The sequence below is a fragment of the Paenibacillus sp. RC334 genome, assembly GCF_030034735.1.
In the GTDB taxonomy this organism is placed as follows: domain Bacteria; phylum Bacillota; class Bacilli; order Paenibacillales; family Paenibacillaceae; genus Paenibacillus; species Paenibacillus terrae_A.
On the sequence record NZ_CP125370.1, the window covers coordinates 2,745,214 to 2,762,280 of the forward strand.

Annotated in this window: 7 protein-coding genes and 1 pseudogene; all 8 read left to right on the plus strand. The window is 48.5% G+C overall.

The genetic code is table 11. The features are described 5' to 3' along the window. Window positions 1–276 precede the first annotated feature (276 nt). The 8 genes and pseudogenes from QMK20_RS12660 (at window position 277) to QMK20_RS12695 (ending at window position 17,045) form a co-directional block, all read left to right on the plus strand. Window positions 277–3,225: a glycoside hydrolase family 48 protein gene (locus QMK20_RS12660; RefSeq protein ID WP_283656259.1), complete on the plus strand. Its 2,949-nt coding sequence runs from the start codon at window positions 277–279 to the stop codon at window positions 3,223–3,225. A gap of 135 nt (window positions 3,226–3,360) precedes the next feature. Then, window positions 3,361–3,864 carry a ferritin gene (locus QMK20_RS12665; protein ID WP_283655997.1) on the plus strand — a complete coding sequence of 168 codons (504 nt, stop codon included), beginning with the start codon at window positions 3,361–3,363 and terminating at the stop codon, window positions 3,862–3,864. 188 nt (window positions 3,865–4,052) lie between these two features. Then, window positions 4,053–4,974, plus strand: a pseudogene (locus tag QMK20_RS12670) (NAD(P)/FAD-dependent oxidoreductase). 136 nt (window positions 4,975–5,110) lie between these two features. Further along, entirely contained in the window at window positions 5,111–5,659 is a 549-nt protein-coding gene (locus tag QMK20_RS12675; protein ID WP_283655998.1) for a GNAT family N-acetyltransferase, read from the plus strand. Window positions 5,660–5,716: 57 nt separating this feature from the next. After that, window positions 5,717–6,835 carry an LLM class flavin-dependent oxidoreductase gene (locus QMK20_RS12680; RefSeq protein WP_283655999.1) on the plus strand — a complete coding sequence of 373 codons (1,119 nt, stop codon included), beginning with the start codon at window positions 5,717–5,719 and terminating at the stop codon, window positions 6,833–6,835. A 210-nt stretch (window positions 6,836–7,045) separates the two neighbouring features. Beyond that, entirely contained in the window at window positions 7,046–9,076 is a 2,031-nt protein-coding gene (locus tag QMK20_RS12685) for a S9 family peptidase (RefSeq protein WP_481857797.1), read from the plus strand. Between the two features lie 636 nt (window positions 9,077–9,712). Continuing rightward, complete coding sequence (fabD, locus tag QMK20_RS12690; RefSeq protein WP_283656260.1) at window positions 9,713–10,936, plus strand: ACP S-malonyltransferase; 1,224 nt, start codon at window positions 9,713–9,715, stop codon at window positions 10,934–10,936. Continuing rightward, on the plus strand, window positions 10,911–17,045 hold the full coding sequence (locus QMK20_RS12695) for an aminotransferase class III-fold pyridoxal phosphate-dependent enzyme (RefSeq protein ID WP_283656001.1): 6,135 nt from the start codon (window positions 10,911–10,913) through the stop codon (window positions 17,043–17,045). Before fabD ends, QMK20_RS12695 begins: the two co-directional genes overlap by 26 nt. The last annotated feature ends 22 nt before the right edge of the window (window positions 17,046–17,067 follow it).

Here is a 17,067-nt window from a genome sequence, read left to right on the forward strand (position 1 = left end):
TTTCGTCAATTTTCATTATTAAACTCTAAACATATTGATTTTTTCGACTCTCATTTCGCGGCGGGTGTGGTATATTTTTTCCAGGGCCAATGTGAAGCATTTGGAGCTATTGGACAGCGTGTCCTCCACCTTTTTTATGGGAAAGTGAGGTGATGGTGCTGTCTTTTTGTGCTGTTGTTTTTCAAAATAAAATCTTGTGTAAAGCCAAAATTGATAATGGAGAGGATGAATGCAAAAGTGATCAGCAGAAAATCCGTGTTCAGGAAATCTGTCTCTATGGTCATGTCAGCCATTTTGGTGCTTCCGCTAACTTTGGGCATATTTCAAGCCGAACCCGACCGTGCTTCAGCCGCAACACCGGAATCCACACGCTTTCTTCAATTGTACAAACAACTGAAGGACCCGGCCAGCGGATATTTTTCCAAGGAAGGTATACCTTACCATTCGGTTGAAACCCTGATGAGCGAGGCCCCGGACTACGGACACTTAACGACCTCGGAAGCCTATAGCTACTGGATGTGGCTGGAAGTGCTGTATGGTCATTATACCGGGGATTGGGGGAAGCTGGAATCCGCTTGGGACAACATGGAGAAATACATCATTCCTGTTAATGAAGGAGATGGCAAGGAAGAACAGCCTACTATGAGTAACTACAACCCCAACAGCCCAGCCACCTATGCAGCAGAGTATCCGCAGCCGGATCAATATCCAAGCCGTCTGAGTGGTCAGTATAGTGGTGGCAAGGACCCGCTGGATGCAGAGCTGAAAGCAACCTATGGCAATAATCAGACCTATCTGATGCATTGGCTGCTGGACGTGGATAATTGGTACGGTTTTGGCAATCTGCTGAATCCGTCTCATACAGCGGCCTATGTGAACACCTTCCAACGCGGGGAGCAGGAATCGGTTTGGGAAGCCGTCCCGCATCCATCGCAGGATAATCAAAAATTTGGTAAAGCAAATGAAGGCTTTATGAGCCTGTTTACCAAGGAAAATAATGCTCCTGCACAGCAATGGCGCTACACGAATGCCACCGATGCGGACGCACGGGCGGTTCAAGCCATGTACTGGGCGAAAGAACTGGGATATGACAACTCGGTATATTTGGATAAAGCGAAAAAGATGGGAGACTACTTACGTTACGGTATGTACGATAAATACTTCCAAAAAATAGGAAGCGCTTCCAATGGGACTCCGACCGCTGGTTCCGGCAAGGATGCCAGCCACTATCTGATGGCATGGTATACGGCATGGGGTGGCGGACTGGGTCAAAGCGGAAACTGGGCTTGGCGGATTGGCGCCAGCCACGCGCATCAGGGCTACCAAAATGTCGTTGCGGCTTACGCGTTATCCGATCAGGATGGCGGATTAATACCAAATTCACCAACGGCGGGACAGGATTGGGCTACCTCGCTGAAGCGCCAACTGGAATTTTATACGTGGCTGCAATCCGATGAGGGAGCCATTGCAGGTGGAGCAACGAATAGCTGGGATGGTGCCTACAAGGCGTATCCGTCTGGCACAAGCACCTTCTATGGAATGGCTTATACAGGCGCTCCTGTATACCAAGATCCACCGTCCAACAATTGGTTCGGAATGCAGGCTTGGCCTGTCGAGCGGGTTGCCGAGCTGTACTACATTTTAGCCAAGAAGGGTGATACTTCTTCCGAGCAGTTTAAAATGGCTAAGCAAGTGACGGAAAACTGGGTAGCATGGTCCAAGAGCTATGCATTTGCCAACGAACGTCCTGTGACAGACGCGCAGGGATACTATTTGGACGCTCAAGGCAAGCGCATTCTGGGTGGTAAAAATCCGAAGGTTGCCACTACAGCAGCTAAAGGCGAGTTCTGGGTGCCAGGTAATCTGGAATGGAGCGGGAAGCCAGAAACCTGGACCGGATTTGCCAATCATAAGGGGAATGCCAATCTGCATGTAGTAACGAAGAATCCAGGGCAAGATGCGGGAGTGCTGGGCAGTTATGTTAAAGCGCTTACTTTTTTTGCTGCCGGAACGAAGGCCGAAAAAGGAGATTACACCGCATTAGGCAAGGAAGCCAAGGATCTGTCCAAAGCTTTGCTCGATGCTGCATGGGGTTACAACGACGGCGTGGGCATTACCACGAAGGAAGCACGTGAGGATTATTATCGTTATTTTACGAAAGAAGCGTATATCCCGAACGGATGGAGTGGTAAAACGGGGCAAGGTAACACCATTCCTGGCGCAGACGCTACCGCCTCTGATCCGTCCAAGGGTGGTAATGGTACGTATTCCAGCTACACCGATATCCGGCCTAACATCACCAAAGATCCTCAGTGGTCTTATCTCAAGGACAAATACACAACTTCATGGAATAATCAAACGAAAAAATGGGATAAAGGCGCTCCGGAATTTACGTATCACCGTTTTTGGTCCCAAGTCGATATGGCGACAGCTTATGCCGAATATGACCGTCTCATCAACAATAGTGGAACAACTGAGCCGACAGCTCCCAAAGCTCCGGCAAATGTGAAAGCAAGTGCCGGGGATGCTCAGGTTACACTGAGCTGGAGCAAAGCGACGGGGGCCGACAGCTATACCGTCAAGCGCTCCACAACCAGTGGAGGACCTTATACCACGGTAGCAACGGTAACGGATAGCACTTACAAGGATACAGGAGTGGTGAATGAAACCACTTATTATTATGTAGCAAGTGCAACTAATTCTTTAGGAACCAGCCCGGATTCTGCCGAGGTCAGCGCCAAGCCGACAGCAGCGCCGATTCCGGCAACGGGAGATGTAATTGCCCAATACCGCGTGGGCGACACGAACCCGGGAGATAATCAGATTCGTCCGCTTTTCCGTGTTGTAAACAAGGGGAAAGAGGCTGTTGATCTAAAGACTGTCAAGCTGCGGTATTACTTTACAGTGGATGGCGATAAACCGCAGGAATTCCATTGTGACTATGCACAGCTCGGTAGCGGCAACGTTCAGGGACGCTTTGTGAAACTGGATAAGGCGGTTACGGGCGCAGATTACTATCTGGAAATCTCCTTTGGAGCTGGTGCGGGAAGTCTGGCAGCAGGAGCCAACACGGGGGATATTCAGGTTCGCTTGAACAAGACGGACTGGAGCAATTATAACGAAAGTGATGATTTTTCCTATGATGCGACCAAGACGTCTTATGCAGATTGGAACAAAACGCCTCTGTATGTGAACGACCAGCGTGTATGGGGGCTGGAGCCTTGAATGTAAAATAATCTTGGATGATGCGGGCGCAATGCGAGGGTGTTTAAAACTCACATTGCGCTCGTTTTTATGATTGGTTTCGTGGTACACTAAGATCGCTACATCATTACATACATGACCGAGGTGACCTGATACATGAAAGACAATTTGGCACAGGCTCTAAATGAGCAAATGAATTTTGAGTTTTACTCCGCTCACGTATATCTGGCGATGGCTGCTTATTGCTCTGGCGAAAGTCTGGATGGGTTCGCAAACTTTTTCCTGGTACAAGCTGAAGAGGAACGTTTTCATGCGATGAAGCTATACAAATATATTAATGACCGCAGAGGGCGAGCTACTTTGGCAGCATTACCGGAGCCTAAAAATAGCTACGATTCCATGTTGGACGTATTTGAGCACGGCTACAAGCATGAGCAGCAAAATACGCAGAAATTTTATCATTTGGCTGACTTGGCTCTGGACGGACGTGAGCATGCGACGATCCATTTCCTGAAATGGTTTATTGATGAACAAGTCGAAGAGGAAGCTCTGTTCGACAATGTGATCCAGAAGCTCAAGCGTATTGAAAGAGATAGCAACGCTTTTTATATGCTGGACAGTGAATTTGCCCAACGCAGCTTTACAGCCCCTGCGGAATAAAGCAACATGCACATTTCGTCTGAATGCTAAGGATATGGCTGGCATGGTATGAGACGAGGAATTAGAAAAGCCCGGTTTTCGGGCTTTTTTTCGTTTTTTATGATCAGGTGCAGCTTGACACATTAGCGAATTCGAGAATATTATAGATATAATAAGTCTTTAATATCTATTTAAAGGAGATGAGCATCATGATTTACGATTGTGCTATTATTGGCGGAGGACCCGCCGGATTGAATGCAGCCCTTGTGCTTGGCCGGGCAAGACGAAGTATGGCTTTGATCGACAACAACCAGCCCAGAAATGCCGTTACGCATACATCGCACGGCTTTATTACAAGAGACGGCGTAACGCCGGCCGAGTTCCGTCGCGTTGCTTATGAGGAAGTACTGCGCTATCCGTCTGTCGATCATCTGCAAACCGAGGTTGTTTCGATTGAAAAAACTGAATCCGGATTTGAGGTGCTTGATTCGTCAGGCCTTCGCGTTCAAGCGCGAAAACTGATTTTGGCGACGGGCGTAAAGGAGATATTTCCCGAGATCGAAGGCTTTTATCCACTATACGGAAAAAGCTTGTTTAATTGCCCCTATTGCGACGGCTGGGAGCTACGGGATCAACCGCTTGTCGTTGTGTCCGAATCTCCGGGCATCTATCATACGGCCAAATTACTCCTTAATTGGAGCAAGGATGTGGTCGTCTGCACGAACGGCCACGATACCCTGTCAGACGAGCAAAAAAAAATGGCTTCAATCAAAGGGAATTGTTGTGATGGAGCAGCCTGTTGCGGCTTTCATCGGCCACAATGGACAGCTTGAGCATGTTCGCTTTACGGATGGAACTCAAGTCTCGAGGGCTGGTGGTTTCATCGCTCCCAAATTTGTGCAAAGTACACCGTTTGGAGAACGTTTGGGCTGTGAAAAGCTGGAGTCGGGCGGGATCAAGACGGATGAATCAGGAAGAACCTCTATACCTGGGGTATACGCCGCCGGAGATTCTTCATACTTCATGCTTTCCCAATTGATTTTTGCCGCAGCCGACGGCAGCCGAACCGGTATGTGCGTTAACATGGATTTGACGGAGGAGGATTTTGCAATTCGGGGTCACTTTCGCTAGGTTATCGTTATTTTAAATATGCTTATAGAAAAAATTAATTTGTCGCTGGATTGTGAGCATGCTACAGTTATTTTATCTTTTATTCCTGATTAAGTAGATAGGATTAATAATTTTTATAAAGGAGAGGCGGGTTAACATGAGCGAAATCTATCGTTTGGCACAACGGGAAGATGCGGAGAGATTGCAGTACGTGACTTATGAGGCGTACGAAACAATTCGGCAGTTGGAGCTTAAATGGCCTGCCGCTCAGGCAGATATTCCTATCATTCAGGAAAACATTAAAAATAATGACTGCTACGTGCTGGAAGTCGATGGTGTAATTCAGGCTACAGTTAGTCATCTCAAAAATAGAGCTCTTAATTTTATAACGGATCTACCATTTGTCATGTGGTTTGCCGTCAATCCGGCTGCTCAGGGCAAAGGTTACGGTCGCAAGCTGCTGAACTGGGTAGAGCAGACTATAATCCGTGATCAGGTGGGAGCTCCTGCCGTTACGCTGGCAACAGCCGAAAAGCATCCCTATCTGCTGTCTATGTATGAGCGTTGGGGATATGAGCGTATTCATGCGTTTGACCATGGAACAGGAGATGGAACGATGCATGTGCTGCGTAAAGTTGTGAATCCCGAATTATTTGAAACGTATATTCGTGAAAAAAACGAAGCCGAGACCGCTAACCGCAATTAGGGCCGATACCTGGGAAAGGACGAAGCCGACTCATTCTCCGAAAGGGGCTTTCTTGAAATGAAGTTTGTGTTATTCAGTCTGATGGCTAATCTGCCTAATGCGATTACCGGGGAAACCTGGAGCTCGCAGCAAAAATTCCAAAATGTAATCAATCAGGCTGTTCTCGCAGAGGAGCTTGGTTTTGATGCATACGGTGTGGGGGAGCGGCACGGTGCGCCTTTTCTGTCATCCTCACCCCCGCTCGTGCTGACCGCTATTGCGGCGAGAACCGAACGGATTCGTCTGCTGACTATGGTGACGGTGCTTAGCGTGCTGGACCCGGTGCGCGTGGCAGAAGACTATGCGACGTTGGATCATTTATCGGGTGGAAGATTAGAGATTATTATTGGGAAAGGCAATGATCCGCGCCATTATCCGTTATTTGGAATTACAGAGGAAGAACAGTGGGACTCGCTTGCTGAGCGCTATCGTCTGCTCAAACGGCTGTGGAGCGAAGAAGAGGTGACGTGGGAAGGAAGCTATCGTCCACCGTTGCATCAAGTCACGACACAGCCACGGCCGTATCAGCAGCAGATTCCCATCTGGCATGGCAGTGCTTCCAGTACACGATCGACCGAGCTGGCTGCGCAATACGGGGAGCCGATATTTTCCTCGAATTCTTTCCACCCGCAGGCCAAGTATAAAGCGCTCATTGATCATTACCGGGAACGGCTGGCTTATTACGGGCATGATCCGTCTCAGGCTGTGATTGGTGCCGGAGCAGGGAGTCTGTATCTGGCAGATACGGATGAGGAAGCGATTCGACGGTATCGTCCTTATTATGATGCCTACCACTCGACAGTGGCAGCTCAGCACAATCAGTCGCCCTTCACGAGTCTGGAGGATAATATTCGTAACGGTCCTGTTCTGATCGGCTCTGCGGAGAGCGTTCTTGAAAAAATACGGAACTATCATACCGCGTTTGGTCACCAGGTACTCAGCATCAGCGTGGACGGGCTGGGTGAGCAGGAGCAGCTCGAACAGCTACATCGGTTTAGCGAGAATATCATACCGGTGCTGCGGCAGGAAATTCCGAGCACGATTTGGCAGCATGGGCCGAATCTGGATGACGGAAGCAGGTCGATTATCCCTGTAAAAAATGATGCGCCACCCATATCTCCTATTTTTCAACTATAGATGTGACTGTTCAATCACCTTATCTCATAAAAAGCCTCCGATTTAGGAGGCTTTCAGGTCTGTGGCGACCAGAGAGATAGGGTTTTTGTATTGGAAATACATGAAAAAGTAAATTGACAGAGACAAGTAGAAAGAGTAACGTGATTTTAATACCATTTAAAACTTACAAATTTCATCGGATTAATATATTTCGAATCTTATAGAGATCTGATGATTGGAGGAGGAATTGTTTTGAGCGACCCGCAATCCAGTATAGCTAAACGCCATATAACAGCAGAGGATTTATATCAACTTCGGTGGATCAGCGATCCTGCTGTCCATCCAGGTAACGGTGCAGTCGCTTACGTAGAGCAGTATATTAATGAAGATCGGATAGACTATAATTCTGACATTTGGCTTTTGCCATCAGAAAACTCCGAGCCGTTGCCCTTCACATATGGGCCGAAAGACGAATCACCTGTCTGGTCACCTGACGGATCACAGCTTGCTTTTCTCCGTACGCTGGAAGGTAAGCGTCAGGTATGGATCATTCCAGCTAGCGGAGGAGAGGCTCGGCAGCTTACATGGGCAGAGAAAGGCGTTCATTCATTGGCTTGGTCACCGGACGGATTCTACATATCCTTTGTCGCAAAAACCACAGAGAGTCTGTCATCCCCGACATCAGTGCAGCCGAAAGGACAGGTCGTTAACCGAACAAAAGCCAAGTCAGATGGCTACGGGCTATGGGATGATACACGTAATCACTTATATGTGACTGATGTAAATTCAGGGGACACCGTCCAACTGACGTTCGGCGCGTATGACGTCGCGGAACCTGTCTGGTCGCCGGATGGCAAACTTATTTTATTCGTGGCCAGAATAGCGGAGCATTCAGAAGAGGATACGGATTTACGCAAGCAAAATGATTTGTTTACGATAGCTCCTGCTATTTCAAAAGGAAATGCGGAAGCACCGCGGAAGCTAACCTGCTCCGAGCTGCAAATCGAGAGTGCTGAATACTCTCCCGATGGTTCAACGATTGCCTTTTACGGACATGATCGACATGCTAAAGGCGCGACCCAGACCCGATTATACATCCTCCCTTCGAGTGGTGGCTCGGCAGTATGCATTAGTGAAACGCTGGACGCACACCTCGGTAACGCGGGTATGAGCGATATGCGCTCACACCTTCATGTAGGGCCACCACGTTTTAGTATGGACGGTCAATCCCTGTATACGCTTGTAACCCGTGAAGGAAATGTGCATGTATATCAGTTTGCACTTGATGGAAGCTTTACAGTTTTGACGCAGGGAGACAGAGAAATTTATCAGTTCACGCTCACCCCGGATGAGCAGCATATCATTGCAGCTTCAACTCACGTGACATTGCCAGGCGATTTGTTTCGAATTGCGATCTCTTCCGGGACAGAGGAACGACTGACGCAGGTGAATGACTTGCTGCTGGAAGAGATCAGGTTAAGTGTGCCTGAGAGCTTCTGGACTGAGGTCGAGGATGGTCGGAGGGTCCAGGGATGGGTGATGAAGCCAGTCGGTTTTGCGAAGGGAGTTACCTATCCCGCCATTTTGGAAATCCATGGCGGTCCCCATGCGATGTATTCCCACTCTTTTTTTCATGAGTTTCAGTTGCTAGCAGCGCAGGGATATGCGGTCATTTACACAAATCCGGGGGGAAGCAGAGGGTATGGCCAGTCTTTTACCAATGTCGTTCTTGGCGAGTACGGCGGACGAGATTACACGGACTTGCTGAGTGCGGTCGATGAGGCCATTCGACAGTTTCCATTCATTCATCCAGAACGACTAGGTGTTACGGGGGGGAGCTACGGAGGCTTTATGACTAACTGGATTGTCGGTCACACAGACCGTTTCCGTGCAGCCGTGACCCAGCGCTCCATATCCAACTGGCTATCCATGTATGGCGTGAGCGACATTGGCTACTCATTTACAGAAGACGAGGTCGGCGGCAATCCTTGGGACGATTTCGAGGTCTTATGGAGACAATCTCCACTGGCATATGTTAAGCAAATAAATACACCACTGCTTATTTTGCACGGGGAGCAGGATCTTCGTTGTCCCATTGAGCAGGGAGAGCAGCTATTTACAGCACTACGGCGATTGGGTAAATCCACGCAATTTGTTCGTTTTCCAGGCTCAAGCCATGAGCTTTCACGAAAAGGGCATCCGCAGCTTCGTGTGGAACGACTGCAACGCATTACAAATTGGTTTGTCAAGCACCAGATATAACACGTCATCTGTTTCTTGCACTTACGACACAGAAATTTTTACGAAAATTCATCAAAAAATTACAAACAATGCCTGATTTTCATACAAAAGAGGGTATTGTTTGTATGTATAATATACTTACACATTATAAATTCATACTTTAATTTACTTTTGTGTTTATAAAACCATATTAATCTCTGTTTATTTATTTTTTTCCATTAAAGGAATTTGAAAAAATATTGACTTTTTTCGAGTCCATATTTATTATATAATTAAAATATTTCACAATTAATACTTGCTTTTGGAATGAAATTGCGTTGTTTTCGGTATTTTTTCGACACATTCATCTATGATACTAGATTCTTAGGTCCCAACCTAAGTCTTTAGTCCACTCCGAGCTTTTCACACTTCCAAGCTTTTCACACACACCTGAATTTATTTCCAATAATACCACGATTGGCAATTCAATCACCAAATTAAATCTTAAATTGTCGCTTATTGCTTTTTTTGTCAACCTTACAACTTTGCTTTGTTATGGTTTGCTGTATCCATCTCCATATTTTCATATCTCCATACATATATACATTAACACCTGAATCGTAAAAACATTTTTGTTTTGCCACATCTTTGTGGGGAGGAAAGGGGTTTGGTATGAATTTGAATCGAATGGCTTTGGTTTTTCCGGGACAAGGATCTCAGTATGCAGGAATGGGAGTCGCATGGCATAGCGATTTTACAGAAGCGGATCACTTGTTTGAAGAGGCTGCTGATATTTTGGGATATGATCTGAAAGCTTTATGCATGGCAGGTCCGATCACACAATTATCCAAGACATTCTATACTCAGCCCGCACTTCTTACAATCAGCGTCATTGCATTCCGACGTTATATGCACGAAATCGGGATTATTCCGAAATTTTCAGCAGGTCATAGCCTGGGTGAATATTCAGCTCTGGTAAGTAGCGGTGTTCTATCCTTTGGCGACGCTTTACGACTGGTACAAGAGCGGGGACGCTTCATGGAAGCAGCCGCAGAGGCCGGTCTGGGCAGCATGATTGCCATTCGCGGAGCTGAATTGAACGTCGTGGAAGAATTCTGTCGTCTGCACTCCACAGTCGATCAGCCTGCTGTCATTGCCTGTTACAATTCGCCCAATCAGTATGTCGTCTCTGGTCATCATACGTCGGTAGCTGTGGTAGCTGGCAAGTTAGAACAGCGGGGGGCCCAAATTACTCGCTTGCAGGTCAGCGGTCCTTTTCATAGTCTGCTTATGCAGCATGCTGCGGACAGGCTGACCATCGAGCTGCAAAAATACACTTTCCATGAACCGCAGTGGCCCGTGATCTCCAATGTGACCGCTCAGCCATACCCTGATGTAGACAGCATCCGTCAAGGATTGATTTTGCAAATGACTCATCCGGTTCGATGGATACAAACCATGCAGTATATGGCGAATCATGGCGTGAAGCAGAACATCGAGTTAGGTCCGCGAACGGTGTTGAAAAATTTAGCGAAGGAAATAAACACTACCATCGAAGTGCTGTCTCTGGACAGAGACTTGGATCGCGTTGAACTGGAACGCCGTTTCTCGATCCGTGATTGGGTTGCCCGTTCCCTGTCACTGGCGGTGTCTACCCCCAATGCCAATTGGAATGAAGATGAGTATCTAAAGGGTGTTATTTTACCTGTTCGGAGACTGGAAGAATTATTGCGAAACTCAGAATCAGGCAGCAGTCCACCACCTGCTTCTGAGCAAAGACAGGAAATACTGGGGTGTATTCGCCTGGTGTTGCAAACCAAACGGGTCTCCGAAGGAGAGCAGAAAGTAATGCTAGAGCAATTAAGGAGGGATCAGGATGGAGCAGTTTCAAACTTTAATTGAAATCATTCAAGACCGTGCAAGCCGGGATGAGAACGGGATCACCTTTATTTCCGGTGATAAGCAAGAGGAATATGTGTCCTACAGTAAACTTCTGGAGCAAGCATCGCAGGTGCTTCATGCATTACAGGAAAAAGGGATACAACCTGGCGATGAGCTGATCATACAGATCGACGACAATCATACCTTTGTGAATGTATTTTGGGGCTGCCTGCTCGGTGGAATCGTTCCGGTTCCTGTAAGTATCGGGAATAATGATGAACATAAAATGAAACTGTTTAAAATCTGGAATACGCTCTCCCGCCCTTATATGGTTGCAGATGATAAGGTTTTGGAACAACTGGAAAAGTACGCGCATCAGCACGAACTGCTGGATTCCTTTGAGCCTGTTAAAAAAGCAACTTTTTCAAGCCATACATTCGACTATTCCGGTCTGAATAAAGGTGTAGTTCATGTATCCAAACCGGAGGATTTGGCTTTTATCCAATTTTCCTCAGGCTCTACAGGTGATCCTAAAGGGGTCATGCTGACACATGAAAATCTGGTTTACAATATTCGGGATGTCGCAAATCAAACGGGCATGAGCTCCAAGGATGCTTATTTGGGTTGGATGCCGCTTACGCATGATCTGGGATTGATCGCCTTTCATTTAACCTGTGTGGTCGCTAATGCCAAGCAGCTGATTATGCCGACGGCACTTTTTATCCGACGCCCGTCTTTATGGCTAAAAAAAGTATCGGAGCATAAGGTGACTCAAATATGCTCTCCCAATTTCGGATATAAATTTTTTCTCGATCAGTACAAACCTGAAACAGCGGATAACTGGGATTTGTCAAGTGTACGTATGATTTTAAATGGGGCTGAGCCGATATCTGTAGAGCTTTGCCATGTGTTTATGGATGCGATGAGTGTTCACGGCTTGAATAAAAATGCGATGTTTCCTGTCTATGGATTGGCAGAGGCGAGCGTGGGTGTTTCCACTCCCCCTCTGGACAAAGATACCTTTATTCCGCTTTATTTGAATCGGCAGCAGTTACACGTAGGTGAACCCATTGAAGAAGTAGACAAGTCCGACAAGCGGTGTCTTACTTTTGTGGATTTAGGGTATCCGATGGCCAGTACCTCTGTCCGCATTTGCGATGAACAAAATCGGGCGTTGGAAGATGGTGTGATTGGACACACACAGATCCGCGGCAAAAATGTGACAGCTGGATACTACAACAATCCCGAGGCTACCGCGAAGGTTAAAACAGAGGATGGCTGGCTCATCACCGGAGATTTAGGGTTTATGAGAAATGGCCGCCTGGTTATTACTGGTAGAGCCAAGGATATCATTTTCGTGAACGGACAGAACGTTTATCCTCATGACATCGAGAGAACTGCCGAGGAGCTGGATGGCGTGGATCTCGGAAAAGTAGCGGTGTGTGGTGTCCATGATGCGCAAACCAGGCAGGATCGTATTGTTGTTTTTGTGATGCACACGAAAAAGATAGAGCATTTTGTGCCGCTAGTTCAAAAGCTGAAAAGCCATCTGAATTACCGGGGAGGCTGGCATATTCAGGATGTAGTTCCGATTCGACGTATCCCTAAAACAACCAGCGGGAAGGTTCAGCGCTTCATATTAGCCCAGAATTATGAACAGGGTGAATTTGATGAAATATTGACATCACTGGCCGAGGCTACTCAAATCGCGCAAGCAGCTGAGCGTATAGTCCTGCCTCAAGGCGAAATAGAACAAAAGCTGATTGGAATCTGCCAGGATATTTTAAATGTAAAGTCGATTGGAACGGATGACAGCTACTTTGATATCGGAGTGACTTCCTTGCAGCTCGTTCAAATTGTGGACCAGTTGGAGGACCAATTAGGGATTCATATTGAGGTGACGGACTTCTTTTCCTATCCGACCATCGCCAAGCTGGCTTCGTATATCTCCAGTCAAAGCCTAAGCAGCGACGCGACTGCAACAACACAGCCCGAGGCCAAGGAGGAAGCGAATGACCGGGATATCGCCATCATCGGCATGTCCGGCAAGTTTCCTCAAGCGGATACACTAGAGCAGTTTTGGGCGAATGTGTCATCAGGGGCAGACAATATCGGTCCGTACAACGATGAAAGAAGAAAAGATGCCGAAGCTTTCATTTCCCGTCTGAATACGGAAGGACGGAATATGCAAATCGCAGAAGGTGGCTATTTGGACGAAGTAGACAAGTTCGATTACTCCTTCTTTAAGCTGACACCACGGGAAGCCTCGCTAATGGACCCGAATCAACGGTTATTTCTACAAACCGCCTGGAGCACGATTGAGGATGCGGGGTATGGTGGCAAGCAGCTGGCAGGCCAAAAGGTTGGCGTGTATGTTGGCTTCTCCAAAACCAGCTTCGAATATGAGCGTTTGTTGTCCGAGGTGGAACCGGGCGCGCTGCCGAACTTTGCCATTGGTAATTTATCGTCCATTATTTCCAGTCGGATTGCATATTTGCTCGATCTAAAAGGCCCGGCGCTAACGATTGATACAGCATGCTCTTCCTCACTCGTGGCGGTGCATCTGGCCTGCAAGTCCATCCTCAATGGAGACTGCGATATGGCACTGGCAGGTGGAGTGAAGACGATTTTGCTGCCGCTGAAAGCGGGTATAGGCATGGAATCCTCCGATGATCGGGCACGAGCCTTCGATGACCAGTCGGACGGAACGGGCTGGGGAGAAGGAGTTGGAGCCGTTTTCCTGAAGTCTCTGCGCAAAGCGGAGCAAGATGGCGACAACATTTTAGCCGTGATCAAGGGAAGTGCAATCAATCAGGATGGCAGTACGATTGGTATTTCAGCGCCGAATGCGCTGGCTCAAGCGGAAGTGATTTCGCAGGCGTGGCGTGATGCACAGATTGATCCCGAAACGGTGAGCTATATCGAAGCGCATGGCACCGGGACCAAGCTGGGTGATCCGGTCGAGATTGACGGCATTACCAAGGCTTTCCGCAAGCGTACACAGCGCAAGCAATTTGTGGCGATCAGCACAGTCAAAACGAATATTGGCCATTTATACGAAGCCGCCGGAATTGCGGGCTTGATCAAATCCGTACTGTCCATGAAGCATCAACAGATTGCGCCGCTCGTTCATTTTCGCACGCCAAACCAGAAGATCCATTTCGAGGAATCTCCGGTATATGCCAATACGAAGCTGAGGGAATGGAAGACGGACGGCTTCCCGAGAAGAAGCGGGCTGAGTTCCTTTGGATTCAGCGGGACAAACTGCCATGTGGTGCTGGAGGAATATATAGCAAAGACGGAATCGGATAAATCCTCCACGGGCAGCAACAATGGATCATCACCGCTGCTGCTGACCCTGTCAGCGCGGAGTGAATCCGCTTTGCGCGAGCTAGTCGGGCGGTACGCAGAACGGTTCAGACGGCCGGAAGAACTCGTGATGAAGGATGTATGCTATACGGCTAACACTGGCAGAAGCCACCTGAATCACCGGATTGCGGTGACTGCCGCAGGAGCGGATGCGCTGAAAGCAAAGGTGCTTCAGTTGCACGAACAAGGCAGAGCCGTCGAAGGTGTATACACCGGGAAAGCGGATAGCACAGGTGGCGCAGAGACGGTCACTGGAAGCTTGGACACGTTGCAATCACTGGAGCAACTGGCTGCCAAGTATGTGCAAGGAGCGCAGATCAATTGGAGTGCCCTATATGCAGGTAAGCACTACAAAAAGGTTTCTCTGCCTACGTATCCATTCGAACGGAAAAGATGCTGGATTAACGTGCCCGAACAGGTTCGAACGGAACAGAAGGCACCCATTCATGAAAACTCAACAGTAAGGGAGACTGGAATTATGGGGAACGAGTATTCGGTGTCAGCATCGGCTACCGATCAGTACAAATCATCTATCCTTCAAAAGTTAGCGAAAATGATCGGTAACGTGTCCCAGCTCAGTCTGGAGGAACTGGAGCCACAAACACATTTTCTGGAGCTTGGGCTGGATTCCATTAATTTGTCCCAGGTTCGCCATAGCATCAAGGATACCTTCGGACTGGACGTTCCGATGAACGAATTTTTCGAATCGTTGACCACGCTGGAGCTGTTAGCCAGCTACGTAGCCGAACGGGTGAGCATTTCCACTTCTGCTGAAGCCCCGATTCAGTCTGTGGAAAATCATTCGGAAACAACTCTGAATCAGGCTGTTCATGCAGCTTCCCCGTTAACCCAACTGTCTCATGAATCCGGCGTTCCGGCTGCCGCATCCGTTTATGGTATAGATACGGCTGGGCAAACACGGGCTCAAAGTTTCCCAATCGCTACAGCTCCTGCGGGTGTAGAGCGAATTTTGGAGCAACAGCTACATCTGATGTCACAGCAGCTTGATGTTCTCCGGCATCAGCCATCTGCATCCGTAATAGCTTCCGAGCCATTTAGCCCGGAATCCGGCGTTTTGCCATCAGCAAGTAGAGGAGGCACGGAGATTATCCGTACCGAATCCAAGCAGGAAGTCGCGGCCACATTAGCACCCGCTCCATCAGTACAGGCTATTCCCAAGAAGACATGCAATGAAGCCAAGCCGTTTGTGCCTTATAAAAAGCTGGATGTCAAAGCACGTGAATTGCTTTCGCTCCGTCAGGAACAACATCTGCAAGAGCTGATTGAACGCTACACGGCCCGTACGCGTAGCACTAAACAGTACACCCAGCAGTATCGCTCCGTTTACGCCAATAACCGTAATGTGGCTGGTTTCCGGCCTGTTTTGAAGGAAATGGTGTATCAAATCGTATCTCAGCATGCAGACGGGTCTAAAATTTGGGATCTGGATGGTAATGAATATGTCGATTTGACGATGGGCTTTGGCGTGAATCTGTTCGGACACAATCCAGCCTTTATTCGTGAAAAAATGGAGGAAGAGCTGAAGAACGGCATGTGTGTCGGCCCGATGTCCAACATGGCTGGACAGGTCGCCGAGAAAATTTGCAAGATGACCGGCGTGGAACGGATTGCGCTGTACAATTCCGGCACGGAGGCTGTCATGGTCGCGCTCCGTTTGGCACGTGCTGCCACGGGACGGGCTAAAGTCGTCATTTTTGCTGGCTCGTATCACGGTACATTTGACGGGGTGCTGGCGCTGGGGAGCGCGAGTGACAACAAGGAGCATTCGACACCTCTCGCTCCAGGTATCCTGCAGCATATGGTGGACGATATCGTCGTGCTTCATTATGGAGCGGACGAATCCCTGGATTACATCCGCACCCATGTGCATGAGCTGGCAGCGGTTGTCGTGGAGCCGGTGCAAAGCCGCCGGCCAGATTTTCAGCCTCAAGCCTTTTTGCAGGACATTCGCCAGATGACGGAGCAGTCAGGTACTGCCTTCATTTTTGATGAGGTAATTACAGGCTTCCGGATTCAGCCGGGAGGGGCACAAGCCTGGTTTGGTGTGCAAGCCGACCTTGTGACATACGGTAAAATCATTGGCGGAGGGATGCCGATCGGCATCGTAGCCGGGAAAGCCGCCTTTATGAACGGGATCGACGGAGGTACGTGGAGCTTCGGGGACGATTCCTATCCACAACATGAGCAACAGCGAACCTTTGTCGCGGGAACCTTCTGCCATCATCCGCTGGCAATGGCTGCATCCTTAGCGGTGCTGGATCATTTGGAGAGCAACGGCGAGCAGCTGCAAAATCGCCTGAACAGCCGCACCTCGGCGTTAGCAGCGGAGCTAAACAGCTATTTCACGGACGAACACGTACCTATGAAGGTCGTTCACTTTGGCTCCCTGTTCCGCTTTGTGCTCAAAGGCGATCTGGAATTGTTCTTTTATCACATGCTGGAAAAAGGCATCTATATCTGGGAGGGACGAAACTGTTTCTTGTCCACTGCCCATACGGAGGAAGATATTGCGCAAATCGTACAAGCGGTCAAGGATAGCGTGAACGAGCTGCGCAAAGGGGGATTTTTACCGGACCCACCCCCGAATGGAAACGGCCCGGGTCCGGGCAAGCAACCTTTACCTGTAACCGTACCTCCAGAGGCTGAAGCAGTGGGCGTTTCAGAAACCGTTATTGCGCTGACTCCGGATCAAAAGCAGCTCTGGTTTGCCTCTGTCTCGGAACGAAGTGACTCTCATTGAATAAGATCACCAAAGAACTGAA

Bases quoted from the DNA above. Each gene is read 5' to 3' on its own strand.
- QMK20_RS12660 (WP_283656259.1), top strand. From the start codon at position 277: ATGGTCATGTCAGCCATTTTGGTGCTTCCGCTAACTTTGGGCATATTT.
- QMK20_RS12665 (WP_283655997.1), top strand. From the start codon at position 3,361: ATGAAAGACAATTTGGCACAGGCTCTAAATGAGCAAATGAATTTTGAG.
- QMK20_RS12675 (WP_283655998.1), top strand. From the start codon at position 5,111: ATGAGCGAAATCTATCGTTTGGCACAACGGGAAGATGCGGAGAGATTG.
- QMK20_RS12680 (WP_283655999.1), top strand. From the start codon at position 5,717: ATGAAGTTTGTGTTATTCAGTCTGATGGCTAATCTGCCTAATGCGATT.
- QMK20_RS12685 (WP_481857797.1), top strand. From the start codon at position 7,046: ATGATTGGAGGAGGAATTGTTTTGAGCGACCCGCAATCCAGTATAGCT.
- QMK20_RS12695 (WP_283656001.1), top strand. From the start codon at position 10,911: ATGGAGCAGTTTCAAACTTTAATTGAAATCATTCAAGACCGTGCAAGC.